This window comes from Corynebacterium lactis RW2-5 (genome assembly GCF_001274895.1).
Classification (GTDB): Bacteria; Actinomycetota; Actinomycetes; order Mycobacteriales; family Mycobacteriaceae; genus Corynebacterium; species Corynebacterium lactis.
The window spans coordinates 2148731-2174407 of sequence record NZ_CP006841.1 but is presented as its reverse complement, the minus strand read 5'-3'; the positions used below and the strand labels follow the sequence as shown (position 1 = coordinate 2174407).

Sequence of the window (25677 nt, the reverse complement as noted above, 5' to 3'; positions counted from 1 at the left end):
AAGGCGGTGATACCTACATGGTCGCCGCCGCCGACAGGATCATAACCCTCCCAGAAGGAATACCCACCCGCACCCTCGGATGGAACGCCCTCGCATGGGCAGCCAAATACCTACGCCACCCCAACGGCATCCGCGCCGGGCAACGATGGCAATTCACCCGCGAGCAAGCCCGCTTCATCCTCTGGTTCTACGCCGTCGACAACGACGGCCGGTTCGTCTACTACCACGCAGCCCGTCGGCTAGCCAAGGGCTCCGGTAAGTCACCATTCGCAGCCGTCATGGCCCTTATCGAGCTGCTCGCGCCAGTCCGGCTGGACCATTTCGACGACAACGTTCTCGGCGGCTGTGTCGGCAAGCAGCAACCCATGCCACTTGTGCAAATCGCGGCGGTCTCTCAAGACCAGACCGAAAACACTATGCGCATGGTTCGAGCCATGGTCGCAAAGCGCGCCGCACCCCAGCTCAACCGCGACTACCAAATCGACGCGGGCAAAACACAAATCAATGTCGAACCCGCAGGAAAACTGGAAGTCATCACGTCTTCGGCAGCGTCCGCTGAAGGCGCAGAAGCGACGTTCATCATCGGCGACGAGCTCGAACACTGGACCAACTCCAACGGCGGAACCGAACTACACCGCACGCTCCTGGATAACCTCGCCAAGTCCGGCTCCCGCATGCTGGAGACCCTCAACGCTTGGAAACCAGGCACCGGCTCAGCCGGAGAAGAAACATTTGAAGCCTGGACGCTACAGGAAGACGGTCGCACCAAATCCGACCGCAAAATCCTCTACGACGCACGCCAAGCCCCACCAGACACCGACCTCGCTGATGAAGCCAGCCTGCGCGCCGGGCTGGCTTTTGTGTATGAGGATTGCCCGTGGGCTGACTTGGACGCGATTGTGGCGCGTATTTGGCACCCGAAAGCGCGGCCTGATGATTCGAAGCGGAAGTATTTGAACTGGCCGACTGCGTCGCTGGACTCGTGGTGTGATCCGCAGGACTGGGCGCAGATGTCCAGGCCTGACCGTGAACTCGTCGATGGCGAGCAGGTTGTGCTGTTTTTCGACGGTTCATTGTCGAATGACCACACCGCACTGATTGGCTGCTGCATGGACGATGGACATGTATTCACCGCTGGCGTGTGGGCACCGCCGCCGGACGGCGTCGTCGACGTCGAGGCGGTAGATGCGGGCGTGCAGCGGGCGTTTGACCGCTTCGAGGTGCTGGCATTCTTCGCAGATGTCCGTGAGTGGGAGAGCTTCGTCAAGGTGGATTGGCCGGAGCGCTACGGCGACCAGCTGCGCTTGTGGGCAACACCTGGGGCGCGGAACCCGGAGCCGATTGCCTGGGACATGCGCAGCAAGGACGTTCCGTTCACGCAGGCGTGTGAGCTTGCGGCCGCCGAGATTGTGCAGCATGCGTTCACCCACGACGGCAACCCGCTGTTGAGTGAGCATGTGCGCAACGCTCAGCGGCATCTTGGCCGTTATGGCGAGACGGTGCGGAAAGAGTCGCGTGCATCGCAGAAGAAGATTGACGCGGCGGTCTGCATGATTGGCGCTCGCATGGTCTACCGCATGGTCAAATCCGACCCGTCACTTAAGGCAGAGCCGGTCGATGACACGGCATTTTTCTACTAGGAGGGCACGTTATGAATGAGTCTCAGGCACGTGACGCAATCCGTGCTCTTTTGCAGGACCACTCGGTGCAACGACATCATTTCGATGAGATTAACCGGGCGGTGCAGCCGTGGTCAGACACAGAGGCGGCGCGTCGTATGGATGTGGCGCAGGGGAAGAACTATCACCGTCATCTGCAGATCGCGAAGATGTCTCAGACCCCGTTTCTTGGGCTTGTGCTGGACACCTATGGGCAGTCACTCAAGGTAGAGAACTATTTCTCGGAAGGCTCAGTGCAGGCCAGGTCGTGGCACCATTGGCAGACCAACCGAATGGATGCGCGCCAAACCGGTCTGCACCGTGCGGCGCTGCAGTATGGCACTGCGTATGCGTCGGTGCTGCCGTCGACGCTTAACGGGGCGCGTATCGGCGTGCATTCGCCTCGCCGGCTGGTTGCTCGCTATGGGGAGGAAATGACGTGGCCGGATACCGGGGCGGCTACGCAGACGGAATTCCCGATAATCGCCATGGTCATCGACAACGGTCACCTGTGCCTCTACGACGAAGAGCGTGTGTATTTCTTCGGAGTTGAGAATGCCCCGGATGAGCCGGCGGCGTGGCGGCAGCGCTATTACTTATCCCCGGAGAATCTTCCGTTCATCGAGTATCGGGAGCACAACGTTGGTGTGACGCCCATTGTCCGGTATCAGGACCGCATGATGGCTGCCGGCGAAGAAACCAACGGCATTATCGAGCACCTGCTCGCGTTGTCGGCCCGCATTGACCGCACTAACTATGAGCAGGGTGTCGCGCAGTACTGGGCGGCGTTTAAGCAGCGGTACGTCACCGGTTGGGCTCCGAAGTCAGAGTATGAGGCAATGCGGCAGGCCATCAGTGACACGTGGACGTTTGCGAACAAGGACGTGAAGGTCGGCCAGTTCGATGAGACGGACCTGACGCAGTACATCAAGGCTCGTGAGTCGAGTGTGCGTGACTTCGCTGCGGTCGCCCAGGTTCCAGCACAGTCGCTCGGAGCGAATGCGATTTCCAATATTTCTGCTGACGGTTTGGCGGCGTTGGAGACGTCTAAGGATCGTAAGGCTTCTGAGATTCAAACCTCACTGGGTGAGTCGCATGAGCAGATGCTGCGCCTGTGTGCGCACATCGCTGGTGATGAAGAAGAAGCCGGGGACTTCGCCTCTGAAGTCAAGTGGGCGGAAACGTCGGCGCGTTCGTTTGCTCAGACGGTTGATGGGCTCGGCAAACTCGCCACCATGCTTGGTGTACCAGCAGATGAGCTGTGGTCGGATATCCCTGGTTGGACGCATGAGCGCGTCAAGCGGGCTAGGGAAGCGCAAGCCGGCCGTGGAAGTGGCCTATTCGACGTCGACCAGCCGGACGGCAGCCAGGAACCGCAAACCGAACCATAACGGCATCACAACAATCGACATGCGGGGGAGGTGAAGGTACATGCCAACGCAGGACGCGAAACTCCGTGATATCCAACGCCGACTAGAACGCGACGTTGCAGCGAAGATTGATGAGTTCGGTGTGCCCATGGATACCGACGCGGTTTATGACATCACCGTTGAGTTGCACCCAATCGTCGTGAAGTACCGACAGGAGGCTTACCGTGCCTACGTCGAGCAAATGGGGCGCGACATGGCACAGCTCGGTTTAGAAGTAGCCCCGGCACGAATCCAAGGTTACGGCCCCCACGCCACCTACGACGCACTGGCTAGAGCCGCCGGCTTTGGAGAGAAACCATCAAACATCATCCTCGAGCTTGTTGACGATGAGACTAAGGAACTCATCAAGAGGTCAGTACCAGCCTTTGCATTCCCCAATCATCATCATGTCATCGAGCAGATGAGCGCACGCCTGACCCGCACTCTTATGCGCCATACGCTCAACGCTGGGCGCAGGGCAGTGGAAGATACTGCCAGGCTCGGTCGTGTCCGCAATGCAGTGAGTAAGCAGCCAGTCACACAACGAATCGGGTACGCCCGAGTACTCACAGGGCAAGAATCCTGCGCCTTCTGCGCAATGCTCGCCTCACGCGGCCCCGTCTACTCCGAAGACACCGCCACGCGCCGGGCTGATGGGCGTCGTTATCACGATGGGTGCGACTGTCGTGCGGTTCTTGTTATTGAGGGTCAGCCGTGGGAGGGAGAGGAGGAATACCGCCGCCTGGAAGCAGCGTGGCGAGAAGCTACATGGGAAGATGGGAGACCTGCGAATAATCAGTGGAAGAGGTGGCAGAGCCACGTCAGCGAGAATGGCGGCGGTAGCTACATCAAGAGCATTTTCACTGTGGACGCTGAGCGGGGTGCAGCACCACCGAAACTTCCAGGCGTGTCCCGGAAAGGTTCTAAGCGAACGGTCAAAACAGCACTCACAGGGGCTAACCCTACTGGTGATGCTGACAACTGCATCCGCAGCGCAAATGCCTGGCTGATGCGCATGCAAGGGTACGACGTATCGGCAATTCCCGGCCAACCATCAGTCGATGCTGAGGCCTCCTCAAAGACGTGGCGTGATGACCGCGGAAAAACACCGCAATGGACTGGCTCAGATCGTGAAACAGGTGGACTAGATTGGGAGAAGGCTCGAGACGAACTTGAGAAAATGCCGGAGGGAAGTTTCGGTCTAATCAGATATAGGGGCAGAATGACTGCTCACGTAACAGGTTGGGAAAAGACCGAAAACGGCCTGATTATTGTCGATCCGCAGCAAGCTGTTGAGGGATTCGAGTATGACATCGAGAAAGGCGCTGCGGGAAGTTTCCGTTGGGTCAACATGCAGGGGTTTCGCCCCACGCCTGACACAGTTAGGATTGTAAGGGAGGAGTAAGAATGATTGAAGGCATTACCGATTTGCGGGAAACAGTGGCTGCAGCGACTGGAAAGCGAGTAACCCAGTTCGCAAATTCTGCATACCGGTTCAACAATCATTGGATGATAGGGCCAGCAGAGAACGAGCCTGAGGGGAGCCCTGCGTATCTCGTAACTCCGGAAGGATTGTGCTTAAAGAAGACTCACCAAGATTCCTCCGAGATTGATGCTTTCATCTCCCATGCAGTCGAAATAACCGAATAGTCATTCTTCAATGAATAAAGCCATGGAGTAGCCACATTCGTGGGGTGCGAGTCCCCGCCATGGCACTGCCCCGCACCACATCGGTGGTGGCGGGGTTTTCTTATGCCCGAAAACAGATTTACCCAGGAGGTAACTCATGTCGGAGGAAAACACCGCCACCGAAGCCAGCGCCGAGCAGGTGGCGCACACCGGAACCCAGGAGGAACCGGACAATACTGATGCGCAGCCAGTGCCAGAGCACTTCCGCAAGGAACTCGAGGAAGCACGACGCGAAGCAGCACGCTACCGCACCGAACGCAACGAACTGCGCGCGGATGCGGAGAGTTGGCGCACCCAGCAGGAAGCGGAAAAGACGGAATTGCAAAAGGCCACCGAGCGCCTAGCTAGCCAGGAAGACGCATTCAAGGCCCTGGAGGCCGAAAACACGCGCCTTCGGCTGGCAGCCCGTTACGGCATCGCTGAGGAAAACCACGACCTTCTTGGCTCAGGCAGCCCAGAAGAAATCGAAGACCGTGCCAAGCGGCTCGCAGCGATGCAGAAGGAACAGACCCGGCCACCGTCAAACACTCCGGTGGAGCAGCTCGGTGCCGCAGTTCGGTCGGAGCCGGAAACTCCACCAAACGCATTCCCTGCAGGATGGCCAGTCTAAATCCGACTGGCCATTTTTCATTTCAATCTGATTGGAGGACGCAATGGCTTCCACGCCGATGCATTTCACCCCAGCAACCAACATCACCGGCAAGGCCCAGGGCGACATCGCCCAGGGCACCTTCGTCGTCATCGCCGCCGACATGGAAGGGCGTAACCCTGTCGTCAAGGCAGCTACCGCCGACGCTGATGCGTTCGGTGTCGCAGCCCACGACGCCAAGGACGGTGAGCACTTCGCCATCTACCGCCTCGGTGTCTACGAGCTGGTCGCCTCCGGCGCTATCGCCGCGGGAGACAAGATCTCCACAGCCGCTGGTGGCAAGGCGAAGAAGGCAACCGACGGCCCCGTCGCCGGTGTCGCTGTCACCAAGGCCGCTAACGGCACCGTAACGGTCGCCCTGAACTAAGGAGGAAACACAATGGCACGTGACCCAATGTTCCCGCTTTCCGGCCCCAACATTGAAAACGGGGCTATCACCATCGACATGATGCTCAACGAGCCGACCCGCATCGACAACTATGCGGCACAGCTGGTTGAGCGAGACCTCCTGTCGAAGGTCATCTTCGGCAACGTCACCACCACCGGCGGTGCGCTGCTGTTTGACCAGCTGGTCAAGAACACGCCGACAGCAACCGACAAGCCAGGCATTGTCGCTCCGGGCGCTGAGTTCCCGGTGCTGCACACCCCGGACGGGGAGCCGGTTGTTGCTCGTGTCCAGAAGACCGGTGGCAAGTTCGGTGTCACCGATGAGGCACGTATCCGCAATGATGCGATGCTGCTGCAGCGCAAGATTTCCCAGGTCTCCAACACCATGGTGAAGGATCTGGACGAGCGCGGCATTTCGGCGCTGACAGAGGCAATCGACAAGATTGACGGCACCCTGAGCGTGACATCTGGTGGTTGGGATAAGGCCGCCGAGGTCGCCGCAACCGCGAAGACCGCGAAGACCGGCGAGGGAGAAGTCATCAGCAACCTGCTGGACGCGCAGCTTGCTATCGAGCAGACTGACCTCGGCTACAGTGCTGACACTCTGGTGCTCAACCCGGTTGACGCTAAGAACCTGAAGCTGCTGCTTGGTGTCGCCAACTACCAGGAGATGCTGGGCACCTTCGGTCTGACTCTGCACTCCACCAACGCCATGAAGAAGGGCGAGGGTCTGGTGCTGCAGGCTGGCATGGTCGGCGTAATGGGTGTGGAGTCCCCGATCTCGACCGAGACGTGGCGTGACGCCTCGACTCAGACGACCTGGTCCCAGACCTGGGCGACCGTCGCGTTCGGTGTCACCGACCCGCTGGCCATGGTGAAGCTCAACGGCCTGTCTGCGGGGTAGCGTATGTTTGCCACCTATAGGGACGTTCGCCTGCGGTGGCAGACCGCCCCCGCCTCGGTCACAGACGAGGCCATCGAGGCTGTCCTAGACGACGCGGAAGCATGGCTGCGGGCAAGCTACCCGCAAATCCCGGCTACCCCGGACGAGAATCTGCGGAAGGTCCTCGCGCTGGTGTCAGTGTCTATGGCGAAGCGAGCACTGGCCGCCACCGACCGAGGTGGCATCACGCAGCAGCAAGCCACTGCGGGGTCGTTCTCGCAGTCCACCTCATGGCGGAATCCGGACGGAGACTTGTTCCTTTCCGGCCAGGAACGGCAGATGCTGGAATCCGCGTTGCAAGATTTCAGCGCTGACAGGGCAGTAAGTATGGAGGCAACCGGATGGTAGCTAACGTATACCCCTGCACGATTCCTGTGACGGTGCACCGCCACGAAGACGGGGCAGAAGACCCGTATGGCAACCCTCTTCATCGCTACACCAAGGACAAGGTCATGGTGTTTGCGGTGCAAAAAGGCGGCACACCGGCAGTCACCGCGTCGCACCCTGAGGCCGCGGAGTTTGATGCGGTGGTCTACGCCCCTGTGGAAGCTGGCATTACCGACCGTGACCGTATCGAGGTCGATGGAATGGTCTACGAGCTGACCGCCCCGCCGGGGAATTGGGAATCCAACCCGTGGTTTTCGCCGGGTCTGGTCGAGTGCCGCTGTAAGCGAATGGAGGGCTAGATGAAAATCAAGTACAACATCAAGGCATTTGAGGAGATTCGTCGCCTGCCCGCAGTGGCGGCAGAGGTTGACTCACGTGCCGCGCGTATCGCTGACGCCTGCGGCGACGGGTACGAATCCAGCCCCTATGAGGGCAAGTCTCGTCACCGCGCATCGGTCATCACGACTAACTACAAGGCTGCTCGCGATAACGCGAAGAACAACACGCTATTGAGGAACATCAATGCGGGAAGCTGACCCACAAGCCCAAAAAGCGTTTATCGACCTGCTGCACCGAATCTGCGGCGGTATTCGAGTGAGCACTCGGTACCCGCGGCAGCCGAAGTTCCCGCATGTCGTGGTCACGCGGGTTGGAGGGGCGACACCGAACCGTATCACCGATGCGGCAACGATGTCGGTCCAGGTCTATGCAGAAACGGAATACGAAGCCGAGCAGGTCGCCGGGCTGATTCGCCAGGCGCTCCGCGATGAGTCTTGGAGGGGCATGCGCCTTTCCGGCCACAGGTTGCGGGGGTGGCGGGAATACGCTGCGCCACAGCGGTTCCTCGACCCCGACCGGGAAAACCTGGTGCGGTTTCAGTATTCCGGCCAGCTCCTCATATCGCTGCTGACTAACCAGTAACCAACTTAAGCCCTGCGCGTCGCGTGGGGCTTTTCTCATGCCCCAAGGAGGCAAAAATGGCAAACGTCAACAACATCACGTCAACCAACCCCGGCAAGAACGGTGTGCTGTTCCGCGCACCGCTGAACACCGCCCTGCCGGAAGACACCATGTCCGAGCTTGACCCGGCATTCGCTGATCTCGGCATCGTCGGCGAGGACGGCCTGACTCAGGCCATTACTCGTGATACCGAGGACAAGAAGTCTTACGGCGGCGATATTGCCTACACGCTTCAGACCGACTACGGCCAGGAGCTCACCGCCACGCTCTATGAGTCCGCCAACATTGACGTACTCAAGACCGTCTTCGGTGACGACAATGTCCAGGAGACGAGCGAGGGCTTCAAGGTTCTGCACAACAAGAAGAAGCTGCCGCGCTCCGTCTTTGTTGCTGAGCACCTGACCGACCAGGGCACCAAGCGCCAGGTCATCCCGATTGGCCAGGTTGTCAACCTGGGTGACATTCAGAACACTCACCAGGACATCGTGATGTACGAGGTCACCACCAAGTGCTTCCCAGATGCCGACGGCAACGTGATGTACGAGTACTACTCGATCAGCACCGCCGACGGTGAGGTAGCACAGTTCGGTATCACCACCGCTGTGATTGCCCCGGCAACCCAGGGCAAGGCGTACACCGCCACTCTGCAGGCATCCGGCGGTGACGGTAACTACAAGTTCACCGCAGTCGGCTCCCTGCCGGCAGGCCTGACTCTCGCTGAGAACGGCAAGCTCTCGGGAACCCCGACCGGCTCCGGTGAGGAGTCCTTCACTGTCCGTGTCGCCGATGGTGCTGGCGCTACCGCGCAGCGCACCCTCACCCTCAAGATCAACCCGACGGAGTCCTAACCGTCGCTCTCACCCCAGGCCACTGTGTGTCGTCAGCTTTTCATGAGGGGTTCGGCTGACGACGGTCTGGGGTGACCCCATCAAACCCCTCATGTAACCCCTCCAGTTTTTTTCTAACTCTTATTAAGGAGACCCCTCATGGCTTTCGAATTCGTACCAGCATGGGACGCCCGTACTCAGTTCACGTGCGAAATCCCGACCAAGGACGGTAAGTCGAAAACGTTCTCTGTGCCGCGCATGGAGTTCATCGACGATGAGACCTACGCGACGTTCGCTAAGTGGTTTAAGGACAACCCGGACGACAAGCTCCTGGAAGACGGCCGCCGACCGGTCAGCGAAGCGTTCGACTTCTTCATCACCGAGCTGGGTATCGACGACGCACAGTGGTTCGTTGACAACCTCGTTTTCGGTGAAAAAGTCCAGCTGTGGAATGAGTGGAATCGCCTCACTGATGTTCCGCTGGGGGAATCCTAGTCCTGGCCGGGCTTCTACACCGACCAGGGTTTAAGACCGCGCTGACCTACGACCTCATTGAGAAAGGGCGCTCGATTCACCAGCTCGGAAGCCCAGCATTGTCGTGGGCTGAGCTGAAAGCGTTCCTCGCATGGGCGCCGGAGGGCAGCGCGGTGAGGCGTCTTGATGATCCGCTCGCGGAGTACAAGGCGCCGAAAAACCAGCTGTTGATGAACACCATCGACACGCTGGCATGGGCGAACTGGCAACGAGCGCGTAGGAAGACTGCGCCGAAGCCACGCCCAGTTATCGACCAGCTGAAAGAAGCTGTTGAGCGGCAACGACGCGCCAGGAATGGTCCGAAGAACGCTGCCGAACTGCAAAATACCCGCGCCGAACTCGCACGCCGGAGGAAACTCCAGCGGCAAAACAAGCCCTAGGAGGACGCCATGGCCGTCGAAATCGCAGCTGCCTATATCTCCATCATCCCGGAGACCAGCAAAATCGCCCCGGGTATCACCAAGGCGATGGGTGGGGCGGAAAAGTCCGCGTCGAAGTCGGGCGAATCGATGGGCCAGAAGCTGTCTTCCGGCATGGGCAGTGCCCTGAAGAAGTCCGCTGTCGGTGTCGGTGTGGCAGCTGGTGCCGCTATCGGCGCCGGGCTTACCAAGGGCATTGGCCGGTTGAATGGTATCGAGCAGGCGGAAGCCAAGCTCCGCGGTCTCGGCCATTCTGCGTCGTCTGTGGGGTCCATCATGGACAACGCGCTGGCGTCGGTGAAGGGAACCAGCTTTGGGCTTGAAGAAGCCGCCACCGCTGCCGCAGGCGCTGTCGCAGCTGGTATTAAGCCTGGCCAGGAACTCGAGCGCACCCTGAAGGTCGTTGGCGATACCGCCACCATCGCGGGCGCGTCGATGGGTGAGATGGGCCAGATTTTCAACTCTGTCGCAGCCCGCGGCAAGCTGCAGGGCGACGACATGATGCAGCTGCTTTCCCGCGGCGTTCCTGTCCTGCAACTCCTCGGGGAAGAACTTGGTAAGACCTCTGCAGAGATCAGCGACATGGTCTCTAAGGGGCAGATTGATTTTGCGACGTTCCAGAGCGCTATGGAGCGTGGCATGGGCGGCGCTGCGCTTGAAGCGGGTAATACCGTCGAGGGCGCGTTCCGCAACATGGGCGCTGCGGCCGGCAGGCTCGGTGCCACTATCGCAGGACCATTTTTCAACCAGGCCGCCGGCGGTTTCAAGGGTGTCACCGACGCGCTTGATGCGATGAACGCGCGCGCTAAGCCGGTCATGGAAACGTTCGATAACTATCTGACGTCGAATGTGGTGCCCGGGCTGCAGAATCTTGCCAGTTCGGCGGTGGATGCGTTTCAGGCGTTCATGCATTCTGCGACTGTTGCTCGTACGACTGAGGTTTTCCGTCAGTTGTGGGAGGCCGGTAAGGGGCTTGCTCCGTCGTTGGTGAGTATTGGTGCGTCTGCGGCACAAGCTGCTGGTGCGCTCGGCGTGGGTACCTGGAACTTGTTCTTGACTGCGCTGCAGACCACTGCTGTCGCGGCGAAGGCGTTGACCCCGCCGCTAGAGGCGGTTTCGTCGTTTATGGAGTCGCACCCAGCGACCGTGACTGCCGCTGTGGCGGCCTGGGCAGGCTTTAAGACATTGCCGGGGGTGGTCGGCAAGGTCACCGATGCGGTGACGAAGCAGAAGACCGCTATGTCTGAGTCCCGCTCGTCGATGCAGCAGGGCGTTAAGGATATCCAGGCCTACTACCGTGCTAGTGGGCAGGAAATCACCAAGTTTGAGGCGCAGCTGCAGTACCTGGGCACGTCGTCGAATGTAGCAATTCAGAGTATGGCGCGCGGCTATGAGCGTGGCTCGGTGTCGCTGCTGAAGATGGCTAAGGCGCATAAGACCGCTGCTGTTGAGGCGCGGATTAACGCTATGTGGTCTAAGGACGCTTTCACCACTATCGACTACATGGCGCAGTCTGTAGGCCATAAGGCCGCTGCTAGCCTGCAGCGGTTCGGTTCTGTAGCCGGTGGTGTCGCTGGCGCTGGACTGCAGACCATGAAGGCCGGAGCCAAGGGCATCATCGGTTTGTTTGGTGGCCCGTGGGGCGCCGCATTAGCTGCTGGTACAGCAGTCGTGACGACGCTTATCGCGGAGACCCAGAAGTACAACCGCTTCCAAGATGAGTCTGCCCGCTCCGCTACTCTCGCATCCAGCGCGTTCCGCGACATGTTCAGTGCCATGGCCTCCGGCGGCGACGTTGTCGCTGCAATGGGCAGCAGTGTGCAGGATGTGCAGTCGCATCTCGAGCAGCTGGCCAGCAATGGCCCGGGCTGGATGTCCCGTGTCGGCATCGCCGTCAATGAAGCGGGGCACAACATTGGTAAGGCCATGGGAACGATTTCCCAGGAGACGAAGTTCGCTGATGAGCAGTGGCGTGATTCCTCTGATTCGGCTGGCCGTGCAGCGGAGGCTATTAAGCGGCTTGGCCTGTCTAATGAGGAGCTTGCCCAGCAGCTGACGGGTTCGTCTGCCCAGTTTGAGGCTTTCAAGCGGAAGCTGATTGAGTCTGGTGAGGGCGGCGCTGACGCTGCCGCGCAGATGCAGAAACTGCGTGACGAGTACAACCGCGCGCAGGGTTCACTCGATCGTGTGGGGCCGGCTGCTGCGAATGCTGCCGCCACGATTGAGGAACTTGCTGGCAAGACGGGCGACGCAGGCGACCGCGCTAACAAGCTGCGGCGTGCATTCATGGAACTCGCTGGCGTGGAACTGTCAGCCGCTGACGCATCGGCGGAACTGACGAAGGTCGTGGACCAGGTCTCCGGCAAGATGGAAACGTTTGCTGGTGCCACCATGAAGGCAAACGGCCTGCTGGACACCACCACCCAGGCTGGCGCTGCAGCCCACAATGAGCTGCAAACTCTTGGTGACACTATGGCCGACAGCGTCGCGGCCGGAAATGACATTAAGGATGTGTGGGCGCAGTCCTCCGGTGTGCTGGATAGCCTGCAGCAATCGTTGGGCATGACCGACGCCGAATTCCAGAAGCTTCTCAAGGCCTACGGGATGACGCCGGAGCAGATTCAAACGATTGTGGATCTCAAGGCCGACGGGGCGAAGATGGAGCTCGCATCGGTAGCTGCGAAGTTCCAGAGCCTAGACGGCAAGTCACTCGAGACAACAATGGTTGTCAAGGACGAAGGTGCTCGCAAGAAGCTCGAGGACTTTGGCATGAAGGTCAAGGTTGTCGACGAGCAGACCGGCGAGGTCACCATCACCGCCAAGGACGAGCAGGCAGTTGCTCGCTACGACTGGTGGGTCAACCACGGCATGCCGAACATGGACGGAAAAACCGCCCAGATGGACGCGTTCCTCAACACCGACCAGGTGAAGGTGTCCTCGGCTGAGGCTCGGTCGATTCTCGACCAGCTGGACGTGTCGACCACGAATCCGACGGCGCATCTCATCATGGATGAGTTCCGTCGCGACGGTGAAATCGCTCGTGGTGACTTGGAGTGGCTGTCGACCATGTCGGCTAACCCCAAGGTTGACCTCGACACGATTCTGCTGGACACCAAGACCGGCACGGTTAATACGACCATCGACAATCTGAATGGTAAGACTGCTCGCCCGAAGGCGGACCTCGATGCCATGCCGCTGTTTGCAACGAATGAGTTTGCAATCGCGCAGCTGGCTACGCTGGATTTGAAGCGTCCGATGCCGTGGGCCAGCATGAACATCGATAGTCTGAATGTGCAGCAGATTGATGCGTTGAACAAGGTTGGTCTGCTCGATGGCCAGCGTCCGACTCCGGCCGCAAACCTTAACATCGAGGATTTGACTGCGGATCAGCAGATTGCGCTTGCCCAGATTTTCGACCTGGACTCCCAACGCCCCACGCCGCTGGCTGACCTGACTAAGGACCAGCTGGATACCAAGGCTGCGGAGGCGAAGCGCAGGCTGCAGGAGCTCCATGATAAGAAGACCGAGCCGAAGGTCACCGCTAAGACCAGTGACGCAATGACGAAGCTTGGTGGCGTGCGTGATCTTCTAGCGAAACTGGTTAGCAAGACCATCTTCATTGACGTTTTTCGCCGCGACCACAAGTCTGGCAATCGTCATGGTGGGCGCTTCGCTCGAGGCGGGCGCTACCCACGGTTCGCGCACGGCGGCACCTACCGCGATGCGCTGTCCACCAAGGACCGGCCACATGACGGGTACCGACTTCCCACTGCCGGGCCGGGCACCAACGAAGTCGACGGGTTCCTGGCCTACGACTCATACGGCATGCCGGCAGCACGCCTCGACGCCGGTGAGTGGATCATCAACCGCCGCAGTTCCGCGAAATACGACAAGGAACTGCAGCAAATCAACAACGGGACTTTCCCGAAGTTGCCGGGCTACGCCGACGGCGGAGTTTTCGACGACATTATCCACGCCGAAACACCACCAACCGCGCAAGAATACCGCGCGTTGGTCGACGGCAAGATGGTTCGTGGAGTGCAGGCCGAGCGGCCACTCGACGGCGCGCCGTACGAGAACTTCCCGAATCGTCGTGGCGCGTGGGGCGACTGCTCCTACACGCAGGGAATTCTGGCAGCGTTCGGTCTTGGCATAGACCCGTGGCCGCGCAAATTCTCCACCAGCACGCAGCTCGCGTGGTTGCAGCAGCACGGCGCGAACATCGGTATTGGTCCTGCAGGTAGTTTCCGTATGGGCTGGTACGACAACGGTGGCGGCCAGTTTGGCCATACCAGTGGCACGTTGCCGGACGGCACCAACGTCGAAATGGGCGGTGGCCCGGGTGGCGGCAAGGTTGGCCCCGCAGCAGCCGGGTTCAATCATCCGCAGTACACGCACCATGCATGGATTCCAGCTGGAAGCGGCGCAACAGCCCCATCTAGCGCAGCGGAAGTGCCGGACGAAACACACACAGACGAAACGAACACAGGCGATGAGCTGACGCCATCAGCTACAGCATCATCGTTTGAGTCCGACCCTGACGTCGCACCACTGTCTCCGGCTGCATCTGCGTCCGCAGACTCTCTGCAGGCCACCCCACCCGGTGGTGACTCACTGTCCGGCTACGCCGGCAGCGTCGTGGCGGCCTTCGTTTCCGGCCATATCGGTGACGCCTTGCAGATCGCTGGGTTCCCCGACCAGATACCTCCGATTTTCAAACTCGGCAGTGTGTGGTTCCAGGCAGTCAACGGGGGAGCTGAAAAGCTCCTCAACTACCGTAAAAACGACGACGCTGTTGTCGAAGCCGGGAAAACAGCCGAAGCATTGCCGGAGGGCCAGCAGGCCGCGCCCGGCGCTGACCGTTCGGTAATCGATGAGGGCAGTCTCGAGGAAGCAGTCGATTCTGCGGTCGAATCCCCGGATGTGCAAGGGGAGGAGGCAGAACAGCCCGAAGAGAACCTGCAGGGTGTGGATGCGGTTAAGGCCGCAGTCAAGAAGTCCCTGAAGGCGTTTGGTTGGGATACCGGTGAGCAGTTCGAATCGATTGATTTCATTGTCGAGCATGAGTCGAATTGGGACCCGAATGCGGTGAACCCGTCATCGGGTGCGTTTGGTCTTTTCCAGCTGAACCCAGCGTCGGGCACTCTGCAGCAGTACCTGCCGGATAGGTCACCTGACCCGGAAAAGCAGGGTGAGGCGGGTGCTCGGTATATCCAGGACCGGTACGGCACACCTGTCGCTGCGGCTGAGTTTTGGCGTGCCAACAATTGGTATGACTCTGGTGGCCGCGCCACCGGTGTTGGCCACATGCTCAAGAACACCATCAAGCCCGAGCGCGTGCTTTCGCCGGAGCAGACGAAGGCGTTTGAGGACCTGGTGTACAACCAGATTCCTGCGATGCAGGACACCCAGCCGCAGGGGCAGCCGCCGCAGCCAGCGGAGCAGCCACAGGACGCGGCAACGGTGACTGGCCAGGAGCCGGAGAAGACACAACCTGAGCAGGCGACTGGCTCGTTAGAGAACATGGTCAACGAGGCGCTGCCGATGGTCATGGCCCAGAACAGTTGGGCGGACGCGGCGAAGCTCGTTACATCCTCGGCGGTCAGTTTCGCCGGAAACATGGCGACGTCTGCGGCCTCAGGGCTGACAGACTCCGCGTTCTCCGCAGGCATGTCAGCGCTCGGCATGGCGGGCACGCCGACCATCGGCGCGCTGGTGGGTTCTGCCACCGCACCAGTAACCGGGGCGCTTGGCCCAGCAGGTGGCGCGGCAGCCGGTATGGCCGCAGCACCGCTGGGAGCAATGCTGGGGCAAGTCATGCCTATGACCCCCGGTGACGTTGTCGGAACAGCTGGCGGGGCAATGACCGACCTGGCCGCGTGGTACTCCGGCGAAGTCGCATGGGGCGTGACGAACGCGTTCGAAGAGTACTCGAAGGACATCTTCGGAAGCGTGCTTCTGCCATTCCAGGACATGAAGCAGATCGTGGAAAACCCCGTCGGATACATGGCGCAGCAAACCGGCCTGGAAGCGCCACTGGCTATCGCCCAAGAGCATCTGGGGCCAGCGATGTCTGCAGTTAGCCCTGATGGTGCCGCCGTGGTCAACAACTTCATTGCCAATGACACCGACGGCATTTTCGCGAAGTACCGCGTGGAGCAGGCCAAAGCATCGGCCGGAAAGATTGGAGTGCATTAATGGATGACATTCAGGAATTCGGCCTGACCGTTATGGGCTGTGACGGCAGTATGTGGCCTATCCATGGCCCTGAGTCATGGGGCAGGAATGTTCGCCTGATGGAGGGCGACATGGGCGAGTTTTACGAGCCGCCAATCAAGACGGTTCACAAAGCTCGTGTAGGGCAGCCAGGCAGCAGCTATGTGGGCTCGAAAACCATGGAGCGCCATGTCGTGTTGAATGTGGATTTTTTCGGCGAGGATTGGGCGCATGACAAGTCGCGGTTCATGCGCGCGTTCGCCCCGGATAAGGACACGAAGCTGGCTGTCACAACCCCCATGTCCGGCAAGCGACTCCTGACAGTCCGCCTGGAAGAGGGCCCGAAATACTTGGATAATCGTGACCCCTTTTCGCTGGCGGCTGCGTCGTACCAACTGGTCGTTATCGCCCACGACCCGTTTTACTACGAGCCGGTGCCATTTCGGCACAAGTTCGTATTCACCGGCTCGAACTGGGCGGGCGACGGCATCACCGTCAATAACCACGGTGACGTGGAGTCGTGGCCACAGTGGGTGCTGACATCCCCGGCGAAGTTTGGTCTTCCAGACCAGCCTATCGGTGAGAACTTCGACACTGACCGCATGATTTTCATGCCCTGGCAACCCGTCGGCCGCACCATGCTGGTCGACACTAACCCAGGCGCGGAGATGGTCGTGGCCAACGACAACACCCAGGCGTGGGCTGATTTGAATGGCCAGTTTTTCAAGCACCCAATCCCACCAGGAACCCCGGACACCAGACTGCCGGTCTATGTTGACCCGTTCCCGCTGCTCGATATTCCGCTGCCGTACCAGTGGCGCATGTGGATCGCCCAAAAGCTCCGCGAGCTAGTGAAGACAATCGGGCTGGATACGTTCCTGGCAATCACGCCGGAGGAAATCGGGAAGAAGATTTCCGAATGGATGAAGGGAACCATCCCTGACTGGGTGCCGATTCTTTCTGACGATCTCATTGCAGATTTCACCGGCGACATGATTGCCTACGGAATCCGCCAAACCTACGGTTCCTTCGCCAACATCGCCGGCGCGACTGCGGAAATCAGAATCCCACGGAGGTGGCAATCCCCATGGCTGTGACCGCACAAGGCGCATCGGATGAGCAACTCGACGATATCTACGAGCAGGCTATCGCCGCGCGGGAAGAACGGCGTCGCCGCCGTGACGAGCCGCCGCTTATCCGCATTTGGGAAAACAAAACGGTCGGCATGGTGCTCCGCGGTGTGGTAGCTGCCGAGTACGCTGGTTTCTTCGAAATCGAGGTCAATGAGACCGCCCCGGCGCAGCTCGTTCTCCCGTTTGACCATCATCTGGCGAAGTTCTGCTGGGAACGACGCAAACGCGAAAAACAAAACGTGGTTTTGACCATTGACGCCGCGGCGGAGCGGTGGGGCGGGCTGATGAGCAACTGCACCCTCACTCAGGACGAAGACCTAGCCCGAACCGTCACCGTCGACTTCGTTCACGACTATGAAATGTTTAAGCACCTTCCGTGCTGGGCGAATCCACTTTCCCCACCAGCACTCCAGATACCCAATTCCTGGTCGCTTTTTGCAAACGCAATCTGGGGGCTAAAGGTTACGCTCTTCGCCAATCTTCTCCGGCTCAACGGGTCACTCTGGCAGCTCCCGGATGACCCTCTCGACCCAGAGTCCTGGGTGGCGACACTGGACTACAAACGATGGCAAATGGTGGTCAAACCCTCACTGCTCACCACGGACACCAGTCCGCTGCGGTACATCCACTCGGAGTTCGAGAATTTCCACGACGTGGCTAAACCAATCTTGGAAGACTGCGGGCTGATGGTCACGTGCCGCCGGTGGCTGATAGGTGACCCGCAGCCGTGGCCAGGCGCTGGGCTGAAACGCAACGGCCAAATCGTCGTCGACATCGTCGACAAATCCGGCTGGTACGGGCAAACCTCCACATTCGGAAAGATTGGTTCCGGCCTTGTCCGCACTGGCCTGGAAATCGCCGATAACCTTGTCGACGAAACCCGCATTATCTTGGATAAGCCACGCCGAGCACCGCAATATAGCGTCTCCGGGTTTCTGGGCGTCGCCCCAGAACAACCCTGGGTTGTCTACCGCACTAACGGCAAGGCCAGCACCGTCAACAGCGTGTCCGCCAGCTACAAGCCCGCTTCCGTCGCGCAGGTCACGGTCGGCGGTAAATCCGCCCCGGGGGTCAATGAGCTCATTAGCGCGAACATCAAGCTGATTTTCAACATCATGGGCTCATTTATCCTCCAGCCAGCGCTCGGCTCCGTTGTTGAATCAATCATCCGCCCTTGGTTTGAAGACCGGCTCTTGGCGTGGATGAGTATCAAATCTCCGCTCCGGTCGAAGAAGCTCGGTTGGGCGCACTTTCCAGAAAACGTCGTCCATCACTCCGGGCAGGCCTACACACTCTCGGCACTGTTGGCGATGAGGAAAGAGTTCCGCGACACCAACGAACAGTGGGCATTCGAGGTCAACATCGGTGACGGTGCACCGTATCTCATCGGCGCGCCGGGCTTTGGCCATTGGACGATTGGTGACCGTATTGGCTGTGAGGAGCCGGGAGCAGATGACGGGTACGTGCAGGTGCTGCAGTGCCGCAAGCTTCGCCTTGAGTGGGATGCGGATACTCCGAAGGAGTGGACGGCAACGTTGGGTGTGCCACCGTTGCGTGACCCGGTCGAGTGGGCGGTTGACCAGATTAATACTGTGACGTCGAGTTTTAAGAAACATGGGTGGTTGTAAATGAGTTTGCCAACACTGGAAACAACTTATGACAAGGATGACCCGACACAGTTCATGCTGTGGGCGTGGGTGAAGCTCACTACCGGTAAGGGGGATTTTGGGGTTCCGGAGGAAACGGCCGCGGAGTTGTCGCAGATTTTTTGGCGCCGCGGGTTCCGCCACCACCCGGAGCTGCAGATGGAGTTTTATAAGCCTCCGTTTGATGGGGCTGGGTGGTGGCAGGGCCAGGCCGGTCTGTGGTTGCCGGCTGATGAGCCTGGCGTGCCACCGGAGGATGTGGTGTCGAGGCCTGCAGAAATCGACGTGATTATGGCGGCGTTGACACCTGAGCAGAAAACAGCGCTCCGTAAGAAACTGCATGAGGAGGGGCAATGACGGCGCCAGAACCGAAAGACTATGGAGTACCAGCTGGTGCGATGCGCCCGGGTGACCTGGGGAAGCTGCAGAACATCAACGGCGACTCCATTAATTGGGGGCAGCTGACTGGTATCACGGCAGCGGCAGAGGAAGCCCGTAGCGGGTTCCTGCAGGGGCTAAAGAGTTCCATCATCAGCCCTCTCGTGAAGGCGTTTACCGGTTCTGAAGGTGACTTGCCGGATCTCACGACCGCTATCACCGACCAGCAGAGCAAAACCCAAGAGCTCTGGGATGAACGTGGCCGCGCAGCAGTATTCTCCTCAGCAAACCTCGCATACCGGGGCGACCAATCCATTCACGCGCGAATGCGTATTCCATTCACGGAGCAAGTCGGCCCCATGATTGGCGCCGAAATTGACCCCAAAGGTGGCCTGATTCTCAAAACTCCGGGTTCGTGGCTCATCATCGCGAAAGTCGGGGTTTCTGGCACCCGCGCTTTCGGCCAGGACTGGCAACGCATGTGGATTGAGGCTCGCAAAGGCGGGTGGCGCTTCGCAGAATCCTGGGCAACCAGCATCGCCGGTGTTGAGCAAGCAACGATGGTCGATATCATGCCCGTCGTGATTTCACCGGAGCAGGCTGAACACGGCGTCTCCATCAGCGTTTTTCAGGACGCCGGACGCCACCGATACCTACTCGGCGGACACGGGTACACCATGCTCTTCGCCCAAAAACTGTCATCAACCCGGGAAATGTCCACAGTCGACCCAGGAGACCCCGGAATCTTCGAAGAGGAGAACCCATGACCATCGTCCATTTCGACTTCCAATCCATCATCGGACAATCCTCACAAGGCACCGTATACGTCGCCGCATCCACCACCCGCGGCTCATTTTCAGCCCCAGGCGTCGTCACAACATCTCAGCGAATGCCGCTGCCACTCGTCGATGGCAAAGCCACCTCACCAAACCTGGATCCCGGCGAATGTGTCATCGAGCTGGAATCCGAAGGCGTCTATCATCGCTGGGTTATTAACCTGCCCACCGATGGCGAACATTCGCTAGCCGACCTGGAAGAAATGACCGCCGAGTACGCTCCGGCGATTGTCACCCGCGTCATGCTCGCCGAACAAGCAGTCCACGAAGCACGCGACCGCACCGAAGCCGCAGCCGCGAAAATCCCAGAATTCGAACAAGCCGTCAAAACCACCACCGACGCAGCCACCACCGTCGAAGGGCTGACGCGCCGGGCTGAGGCGGCGGCTGATGGGTCGGAGATGAGTGCGGAAGACTCGGCTGCTGCTCGAACGGCGTCGGAGTCTGCTCGTGATGAATCGCGGTCGGCGCGTGATGTCGGCACGTCAGCGCGAGATGAGGTCCTACAACTAGCAGCACAGGTCTTGTCTGATAGGTCTGCTGCGGAGGATGCTGCGCGTAGCGCGGAGGCCACAGCTAAGCGGGAAGCTACTGAAGCGGTGGCGAGGCTGGTGGACGGTGCTCCGGAGCATTTGGACACGTTGGCGGAGATTGCCGCGACGTTGGCTGACCATGAGGATGCTGCGGGCGCTTTGACTCAGGTGGTCGCGGGTAAAGCTCCGCTGCAGCATGACCATGAAATTGGTGAGATTCGGTCGCTTCCTGGAGTGCTGGAGGGCAAAGCAGCGGCGGTGCATACGCACTCGATTTCACAGATTGAGTCGTTGCAGGCCAAGTTTGATTCGATTGCCGATGAGCTCGCTAATCGTGCTCGCGGCAATTTTGATTTTGTCGTTGCGACGGAGCCTCCCGCCCCTGGTACCCCGCTGACGCAGGTGACAGTTATCACGGAGGTGCCGGCACCATGATGTATGTCGGCAACAACAGTGTCCAGCGGGTGTTCGTCGGCGACCAGGAAGTCTCGGAGGTCTATCGTGGCCGGAATCTTGTGTGGTCGAAAAAGCTCGGCGGCATGTGGCGGTATGTTTTCGAAGGCCGTGGCGGTATCTATGATGCGCACACCTATGCTGCGGAAAACGGGCAAGGGCGCCTTAGTGTCGAAGACACAAGTTTCCCGTTTTCTGTCGCCAGCGGCTACCCCGGCTTAGTGTTTATGACCGCTAACCCGGTGCAGGTTACTTCACATACTGCGATGGTTTTACATTCCGGTCTTCTAGCCCCGCCTGTCGGTGACGACATTCTCCTGGAAGTCGAGCTGTTTATGAACGGCAACGATGCCGGGGCATGGGAATTCGGCCTGTTTAGTAACAGCATTGGCCTGGTTTTTGACCGCACCGGCCTAGAAATAAACATGGCGCCCCGCCTATGGGCTGGGAAGAACGAGACGAAACTTCCGCTACATGGCGCCGCCGACGATTCGGAAGTGGGAGGACGCAAGGGCGGCCATGTTGGGCTGTGGATCAGCCCAAAGAACGGGTGGGTGCGCGCCTATCTAGGAAAACAGTTCATTAAGGAACTAACCCTCGATAAGTCCACGTTACGCGCGGATGTTCCCCTTGATTTCCGTTTCGCCAACCGTGCCGCATTTTTCATCAGCCCGATTGGGCCATTCACGCCAGTGCCAGTTCCCATTTTCCCGCCTGGTATTCATGCTGTGCAGCAGTCCACAGGGATTATGGCGTTCCGGCGTGCGCATCAGCTCGGATGGACGGAGGGATACGTCGAACCGCCACCGGAGCCAACGCCGGAAACGGATACCCCAATTGTCGAAGCGGATGATTCCCTATCGCTACAAGTCGAATACACAGTGAAGGGGCCGTGGCGTGTTGAAGTGCCACAATGGGCGCGTTCAGTTGAGGTGGTTGCCCTCGGTGGCGGTGGTGGTGGTTCTGGCGGTGACATCATCGGCGCTAATGCGTGCAACGGTGGCGATGCCGGGCAATGGGCATCAGGAACGTTTACTAATTTGCCGTCCACGCTGTCGATCTATGTCGGTGGCGGTGGTGACCCAGGGGCTAGCACTAAGGGCGGTTATGAAGGTGAAGCGTCCTGGGTGCGCACTGGCTCGGGGGAGGTAAAGGCGGAGCCGGGCGGCGGTGGCCAGGGCTACGGCGACCCGTCGGGAAGGTCACCAGGAAACCGTGAATTTTTCGGAAGGCAGTTCATCGGCGGTAAGGCTGTCGGGCAGACTGTGCGGGGCGATTCGCCTGGTGGCGGCGGTGGAGCTGCGAGCACTAAGCCTATCGGTCGCACGCTAGGTGGAGCTGGTGGCACTGGAAAGATTTGGCTGCGCTTTTCATCGAACCCGTAATTCGTTCAAGGAGGTAGAGCTATGGTCACAATGCCTGTTGAAAAGGGATTTTTCGTTACATCCGGGTTTGGTCCCAGATGGGGTACACAGCACTGGGGAACTGATTTCGGGCGGGGTGGCGGCTCTGGCGGACACCCGGTCTATGCGGTGAAAGACGGCACAGTTGCGCGTGTGGGGCCTGCCACGGGATTCGGGCGATGGATTGGTATCGACCATCCGGCCAGCAACGGCGGTGGTGAAACCATCTATGGCCACGTCATCCCGGAAGTGAAGCTTGGCCAAAAGGTGCGGGAGGGGCAGCGCATCGGCCGCATTGACCCTAATCCGGCCAGCAACGGCGGCGTAGCCCCGCACCTGCACTTGGAATGGCACCGCTACACATGGGTGCCTCCGGGGCCGGACCGGCTGGACCCGATGACAAAGCTCGCTGGCGCTCGCTGGCCGGGCGCGGCGAACCACAAGGTAGAGGAGAAAGCAGTGGCAATTTTTGGCGTTGATGTGTCAGAGCACCAGGACGGTATGAGCCTCAAGCGAGCGCGCGACGAGGGGATAAGCTTTGTCATATTGCGACTGTGTGACGGCACGTACCGAGACCGTACATTCCGCTCACACCTAGAAGACGCTGAGTCTGCAGGGCTGCTGGTCGCGACCTACTGGTACCTACGTGCACCTTCCGAAGGCACGACGATTGCCCAGCAGGTCGATGTCATCGACCAGCAAATGGGCGGTCGACGTGACCTGCCGGTGTGGATTGACGTAGAGAGCGTCGCAGGAAATCGAAAACTGCTCACAAAAAATGATGTGTGGGCAGCCAAACGCGAGCTAGAAAAGCGCGGATACCACGTGCCGGGAATCTACTCGGGCGCCTGGTATTGGGAAAACATGCCTGGTGGGGAACCTTCGATGGAAGGGCTGGGCTACCTGTGGGTATCCAACTACGGACGAAATCGTACTGCCCCGTACCGTGACGCCTACATCGGTGACGGTGGCGACAATCATCCTGGGTGGTATTACCCATTGGGAGACCGCCGGCCGGATATTCTCCAGTACGGCTCGAATGGGCTCGTAGCGGGGTTCAAGGTCGACGTGAATGCCTACAAGGGCACCGTAGATCAGCTCAAGACAGTGTTCTTCGGTGCTGGCAGAAAGGAGGAGAAACCAGTGACGCCACAGCCACAAGAACCATCGTTGTCGCTCGATACTGTCGTTCCGACAGCTGTCGCAGGGAGTGATTTCAAGGCGCGACTTGGCGATTTCATTCGCTTCGCGGATGAAAATGCGTTTGTTGCGAGGAAAAACACCGAGTTGATTCTGAAGACGTTTGAGCGCCTGGATGGGCGTTTGGCTGCTGTTGAGAGACAGCTGAAGGAGCAGAACAAGTAAGCACCCCGCCTGGGGTGCTTTTCTTTTGCCCGCGTCAACCAGCGTGGGCATTTTTACATTCTCAGATAAGGAGAAAACACATCATGGAAACCATTCGTAATTTCATCCCAGCGTCCGCTCGTGCCACCTGGTACGCGGTAGCGTCAGCGCTCGTCGCAGCGCTCGTGTCCTGGGGTGTCCTGGACGACACCGCAGCGCCAGCAATCACCGGCGTCATCATCGCAACCGTCACCCTTGTCTTCGCCCTGCTGCACTCTGACACGCCGTGGCGTCAGGCCGTCTACGGCCTCGCCGCAGCGCTCGGTGTCCTTGGCGTGTACCTCGGCTGGGGCAGCGAAGTGCAGATGGATGCGCTACTGGCGGTTATCGCCCCGGTTCTCGGCCTGGGAACCGCCGCAGCGACCACTAACCCTGGCGAGTATGTCGGTGAGCACCGGCTGGGCGAGTAGGAGCTGGCGCGGTGACGGAAAAACTGTTCAACCCGCGCCTGATCGCCACAGTCTGGGCAGTCTACGCTGCAGCCACCAGTTACGGCTACTACGGGCATTCGGTGACCGCGCTCACACCAGTTGAGGCGGCGCTGCCGGCCGGTAGTCCGGCGTTGGCATGGGCGGCCGCATCGCTGCTTCTGGCTATTGGTGCGGCCACCTCTCCGAGAGGGAAGTGGGCAGCCCTTGGCAGAGTCAGCAGAACCGCAGGCATTGCAATCTGCGGCGCGTTGCTGACAATGTGGGCGAGCTCGTATGCGATTGACGCGATCCACGACGGGTCACGAATGTGGGTGAGCGCGAAGAATTATCTGCTGTTGGCTATTACTGCGGCTGCGTCTGCCACAGTGATGGGGCGAAACCGCTCCCGTGGGGAGGTTGGGTATGGAGATCAACTGGGGAAGTCTCATTAATTCGATTCCGGGTGCTGTGGTTGGCATTATCGTGGCGTGGATTGGCTGGAAGGGCCGTAAAGAAGAGTCGTCGGTGACGTTCAACGGGACGCTTCTGCAGAGCCAGGGCGATCGGATTAAGAAGCTCGAGGACCGGCTCGATAGTGTCGAGAGTCGCCTGCGGGACACCGAGGCGATGCTGCGTGTGGAGGAAGACCGGACGCATCTTCTTCGCCGTGGCCTCACGGACGCGATTGACTGGCTACGAGAGTTCATCGACTGGGCGCGTTGTGGCGCGGAGGGCGCCGCACCGCAGCCGGACCTGGCGAGGCTGACTGGGATTGTTGGGGATTCGCAGGTGTTGCCGACAGCCCGGAATCCACCGACCGAGGACTGAGTCAAGAATCTTTGCCCCGCTAGTTTGAGTTGTTCGGTTTTCCCGAACGGCTTGGCTGGCGGGGCGTTTTTTAATGCCTCGAGTCAGCCAAGAGGGAATCGTAAACAGGTTCGAGCTGCCCGAGATTGCAAAACCGCAGAATTCAGCGTGCAGTTTGTGGCTCATTTTTGGCTCACTTTTGGCTCAAAAAGTCGCAGAATAGGGCGTAATCAGGCGTAAAGATAAACGCCGATAAACAAGTAAAAACCCGCTACCACCTCGTAAAACGAGAGGTGAGAGCGGGTCTTTATGATGCGCCCCAGAGAGGAATCGAACCTCCGACACCGGCTTTAGGAGAGCCGTGCTCTATCCACTGAGCTACTAGGGCAGCGCAGCCAAGGAACTAAATCATTGGATGCGCATGTACTCCCAAGGTTTTCTTGTCCTCGAAAAATACCTCACTACTTTAACGCATCGAATCGTGGAATTGGCAATTGGGCTGGGATTGTCGGTGTTCACGCGCGGTGACCTGCCAGCGCGGCCGACAGGAGTGTGGCGCAGGCGCATTAGTGCAGCGTGCTGCGGCATTACCCCCG

25 protein-coding genes and 1 tRNA gene are annotated in these 25677 nt (G+C 59.5%); 25 read left to right on the top strand and 1 reads right to left on the bottom strand.

The window, feature by feature from the left end; genetic code table 11:
* Positions 1–17 precede the first annotated feature (17 nt).
* From CLAC_RS09565 to CLAC_RS09445, 25 genes are all read left to right on the top strand, one after another.
* Positions 18–1640, top strand: a complete 1623-nt coding sequence (locus CLAC_RS09565) for a terminase large subunit (RefSeq protein WP_053412723.1) — start codon at positions 18–20, stop codon at positions 1638–1640.
* Positions 1641–1651: 11 nt separating this feature from the next.
* Positions 1652–3049 (top strand): phage portal protein, encoded by a 1398-nt coding sequence (locus CLAC_RS09560; protein WP_053412722.1) that lies wholly within the window; start codon positions 1652–1654, stop codon positions 3047–3049.
* A gap of 40 nt (positions 3050–3089) precedes the next feature.
* Positions 3090–4472 (top strand): VG15 protein, encoded by a 1383-nt coding sequence (locus CLAC_RS09555; protein WP_053412721.1) that lies wholly within the window; start codon positions 3090–3092, stop codon positions 4470–4472.
* Between the two features lie 2 nt (positions 4473–4474).
* Positions 4475–4717: a hypothetical protein gene (locus CLAC_RS09550; protein WP_053412720.1), complete on the top strand. Its 243-nt coding sequence runs from the start codon at positions 4475–4477 to the stop codon at positions 4715–4717.
* Positions 4718–4853: 136 nt separating this feature from the next.
* Positions 4854–5366 carry a hypothetical protein gene (locus CLAC_RS09545; protein ID WP_053412719.1) on the top strand — a complete coding sequence of 171 codons (513 nt, stop codon included), beginning with the start codon at positions 4854–4856 and terminating at the stop codon, positions 5364–5366.
* A gap of 43 nt (positions 5367–5409) precedes the next feature.
* Complete coding sequence (locus CLAC_RS09540; RefSeq protein WP_053412718.1) at positions 5410–5772, top strand: DUF2190 family protein; 363 nt, start codon at positions 5410–5412, stop codon at positions 5770–5772.
* Between the two features lie 12 nt (positions 5773–5784).
* Positions 5785–6696, top strand: coding sequence for a major capsid protein (locus CLAC_RS09535; RefSeq protein WP_053412717.1), 912 nt, complete (start codon positions 5785–5787; stop codon positions 6694–6696).
* Between the two features lie 3 nt (positions 6697–6699).
* Entirely contained in the window at positions 6700–7083 is a 384-nt protein-coding gene (locus CLAC_RS09530; RefSeq protein WP_053412716.1) for a Gp19/Gp15/Gp42 family protein, read from the top strand.
* Positions 7077–7421, top strand: coding sequence for a hypothetical protein (locus CLAC_RS09525; protein WP_053412715.1), 345 nt, complete (start codon positions 7077–7079; stop codon positions 7419–7421). The genes CLAC_RS09530 and CLAC_RS09525 overlap by 7 nt, the downstream gene beginning before the upstream one ends.
* Positions 7422–7658, top strand: a complete 237-nt coding sequence (locus CLAC_RS09520; protein ID WP_053412714.1) for a hypothetical protein — start codon at positions 7422–7424, stop codon at positions 7656–7658.
* Positions 7645–8043 carry a tail completion protein gp17 gene (gp17, locus tag CLAC_RS09515; protein WP_053412713.1) on the top strand — a complete coding sequence of 133 codons (399 nt, stop codon included), beginning with the start codon at positions 7645–7647 and terminating at the stop codon, positions 8041–8043. Before CLAC_RS09520 ends, gp17 begins: the two co-directional genes overlap by 14 nt.
* 56 nt (positions 8044–8099) lie before the next feature.
* Positions 8100–8930, top strand: coding sequence for an Ig domain-containing protein (locus CLAC_RS09510; protein ID WP_053412712.1), 831 nt, complete (start codon positions 8100–8102; stop codon positions 8928–8930).
* Between the two features lie 138 nt (positions 8931–9068).
* Positions 9069–9404 (top strand): hypothetical protein, encoded by a 336-nt coding sequence (locus tag CLAC_RS09505; protein ID WP_053412711.1) that lies wholly within the window; start codon positions 9069–9071, stop codon positions 9402–9404.
* 98 nt (positions 9405–9502) lie between these two features.
* Entirely contained in the window at positions 9503–9823 is a 321-nt protein-coding gene (locus tag CLAC_RS09500) for a hypothetical protein (protein WP_053412710.1), read from the top strand.
* 9 nt (positions 9824–9832) lie between these two features.
* On the top strand, positions 9833–16060 hold the full coding sequence (locus tag CLAC_RS09495; RefSeq protein WP_053412709.1) for an aggregation-promoting factor C-terminal-like domain-containing protein: 6228 nt from the start codon (positions 9833–9835) through the stop codon (positions 16058–16060).
* Positions 16060–17175: a hypothetical protein gene (locus tag CLAC_RS09490; RefSeq protein WP_053412708.1), complete on the top strand. Its 1116-nt coding sequence runs from the start codon at positions 16060–16062 to the stop codon at positions 17173–17175. The genes CLAC_RS09495 and CLAC_RS09490 overlap by 1 nt, the downstream gene beginning before the upstream one ends.
* A complete protein-coding gene (locus tag CLAC_RS09485) occupies positions 17166–18839 on the top strand; it encodes a Gp37-like protein (protein ID WP_053412707.1) in 1674 nt (557 codons plus the stop codon). Before CLAC_RS09490 ends, CLAC_RS09485 begins: the two co-directional genes overlap by 10 nt.
* Entirely contained in the window at positions 18840–19214 is a 375-nt protein-coding gene (locus CLAC_RS09480) for a phage gene 29 protein family protein (protein WP_053412706.1), read from the top strand.
* Positions 19211–20002 carry a hypothetical protein gene (locus CLAC_RS09475; protein WP_156324821.1) on the top strand — a complete coding sequence of 264 codons (792 nt, stop codon included), beginning with the start codon at positions 19211–19213 and terminating at the stop codon, positions 20000–20002. Before CLAC_RS09480 ends, CLAC_RS09475 begins: the two co-directional genes overlap by 4 nt.
* Positions 19999–21039, top strand: coding sequence for a hypothetical protein (locus CLAC_RS09470; protein WP_053412704.1), 1041 nt, complete (start codon positions 19999–20001; stop codon positions 21037–21039). Before CLAC_RS09475 ends, CLAC_RS09470 begins: the two co-directional genes overlap by 4 nt.
* Complete coding sequence (locus CLAC_RS09465; RefSeq protein ID WP_053412703.1) at positions 21036–22442, top strand: glycine-rich domain-containing protein; 1407 nt, start codon at positions 21036–21038, stop codon at positions 22440–22442. Before CLAC_RS09470 ends, CLAC_RS09465 begins: the two co-directional genes overlap by 4 nt.
* A 21-nt stretch (positions 22443–22463) precedes the next feature.
* Positions 22464–23825 carry a GH25 family lysozyme gene (locus tag CLAC_RS09460; protein WP_053412702.1) on the top strand — a complete coding sequence of 454 codons (1362 nt, stop codon included), beginning with the start codon at positions 22464–22466 and terminating at the stop codon, positions 23823–23825.
* An 83-nt stretch (positions 23826–23908) separates the two neighbouring features.
* A complete protein-coding gene (locus CLAC_RS09455; RefSeq protein WP_053412701.1) occupies positions 23909–24274 on the top strand; it encodes a phage holin in 366 nt (121 codons plus the stop codon).
* An 11-nt stretch (positions 24275–24285) separates the two neighbouring features.
* A complete protein-coding gene (locus tag CLAC_RS09450; protein ID WP_053412700.1) occupies positions 24286–24726 on the top strand; it encodes a hypothetical protein in 441 nt (146 codons plus the stop codon).
* Complete coding sequence (locus CLAC_RS09445; RefSeq protein ID WP_053412699.1) at positions 24698–25102, top strand: hypothetical protein; 405 nt, start codon at positions 24698–24700, stop codon at positions 25100–25102. Before CLAC_RS09450 ends, CLAC_RS09445 begins: the two co-directional genes overlap by 29 nt.
* Positions 25103–25396: 294 nt before the next feature.
* Here CLAC_RS09445 and CLAC_RS09440 read toward each other — a convergent pair.
* Positions 25397–25469, bottom strand: a tRNA-Arg gene (locus CLAC_RS09440).
* Positions 25470–25677 lie beyond the last annotated feature (208 nt).

What these genes read in the sequence shown, in the direction of transcription:
- CLAC_RS09510 (WP_053412712.1), top strand. Translation starts at nt 8,100, where the DNA reads ATGGCAAACGTCAACAACATCACGTCAACCAACCCCGGCAAGAACGGT.
- CLAC_RS09480 (WP_053412706.1), top strand. Translation starts at nt 18,840, where the DNA reads ATGAGTTTGCCAACACTGGAAACAACTTATGACAAGGATGACCCGACA.
- gp17 (WP_053412713.1), top strand. Translation starts at nt 7,645, where the DNA reads ATGCGGGAAGCTGACCCACAAGCCCAAAAAGCGTTTATCGACCTGCTG.
- CLAC_RS09445 (WP_053412699.1), top strand. Translation starts at nt 24,698, where the DNA reads ATGGAGATCAACTGGGGAAGTCTCATTAATTCGATTCCGGGTGCTGTG.
- CLAC_RS09535 (WP_053412717.1), top strand. Translation starts at nt 5,785, where the DNA reads ATGGCACGTGACCCAATGTTCCCGCTTTCCGGCCCCAACATTGAAAAC.
- CLAC_RS09460 (WP_053412702.1), top strand. Translation starts at nt 22,464, where the DNA reads ATGGTCACAATGCCTGTTGAAAAGGGATTTTTCGTTACATCCGGGTTT.
- CLAC_RS09550 (WP_053412720.1), top strand. Translation starts at nt 4,475, where the DNA reads ATGATTGAAGGCATTACCGATTTGCGGGAAACAGTGGCTGCAGCGACT.
- CLAC_RS09455 (WP_053412701.1), top strand. Translation starts at nt 23,909, where the DNA reads ATGGAAACCATTCGTAATTTCATCCCAGCGTCCGCTCGTGCCACCTGG.
- CLAC_RS09530 (WP_053412716.1), top strand. Translation starts at nt 6,700, where the DNA reads ATGTTTGCCACCTATAGGGACGTTCGCCTGCGGTGGCAGACCGCCCCC.
- CLAC_RS09555 (WP_053412721.1), top strand. Translation starts at nt 3,090, where the DNA reads ATGCCAACGCAGGACGCGAAACTCCGTGATATCCAACGCCGACTAGAA.
- CLAC_RS09520 (WP_053412714.1), top strand. Translation starts at nt 7,422, where the DNA reads ATGAAAATCAAGTACAACATCAAGGCATTTGAGGAGATTCGTCGCCTG.
- CLAC_RS09565 (WP_053412723.1), top strand. Translation starts at nt 18, where the DNA reads ATGGTCGCCGCCGCCGACAGGATCATAACCCTCCCAGAAGGAATACCC.
- CLAC_RS09540 (WP_053412718.1), top strand. Translation starts at nt 5,410, where the DNA reads ATGGCTTCCACGCCGATGCATTTCACCCCAGCAACCAACATCACCGGC.
- CLAC_RS09470 (WP_053412704.1), top strand. Translation starts at nt 19,999, where the DNA reads ATGACCATCGTCCATTTCGACTTCCAATCCATCATCGGACAATCCTCA.
- CLAC_RS09560 (WP_053412722.1), top strand. Translation starts at nt 1,652, where the DNA reads ATGAATGAGTCTCAGGCACGTGACGCAATCCGTGCTCTTTTGCAGGAC.
- CLAC_RS09485 (WP_053412707.1), top strand. Translation starts at nt 17,166, where the DNA reads ATGGCTGTGACCGCACAAGGCGCATCGGATGAGCAACTCGACGATATC.
- CLAC_RS09545 (WP_053412719.1), top strand. Translation starts at nt 4,854, where the DNA reads ATGTCGGAGGAAAACACCGCCACCGAAGCCAGCGCCGAGCAGGTGGCG.
- CLAC_RS09505 (WP_053412711.1), top strand. Translation starts at nt 9,069, where the DNA reads ATGGCTTTCGAATTCGTACCAGCATGGGACGCCCGTACTCAGTTCACG.
- CLAC_RS09525 (WP_053412715.1), top strand. Translation starts at nt 7,077, where the DNA reads ATGGTAGCTAACGTATACCCCTGCACGATTCCTGTGACGGTGCACCGC.
- CLAC_RS09490 (WP_053412708.1), top strand. Translation starts at nt 16,060, where the DNA reads ATGGATGACATTCAGGAATTCGGCCTGACCGTTATGGGCTGTGACGGC.
- CLAC_RS09465 (WP_053412703.1), top strand. Translation starts at nt 21,036, where the DNA reads ATGATGTATGTCGGCAACAACAGTGTCCAGCGGGTGTTCGTCGGCGAC.
- CLAC_RS09475 (WP_156324821.1), top strand. Translation starts at nt 19,211, where the DNA reads ATGACGGCGCCAGAACCGAAAGACTATGGAGTACCAGCTGGTGCGATG.
- CLAC_RS09495 (WP_053412709.1), top strand. Translation starts at nt 9,833, where the DNA reads ATGGCCGTCGAAATCGCAGCTGCCTATATCTCCATCATCCCGGAGACC.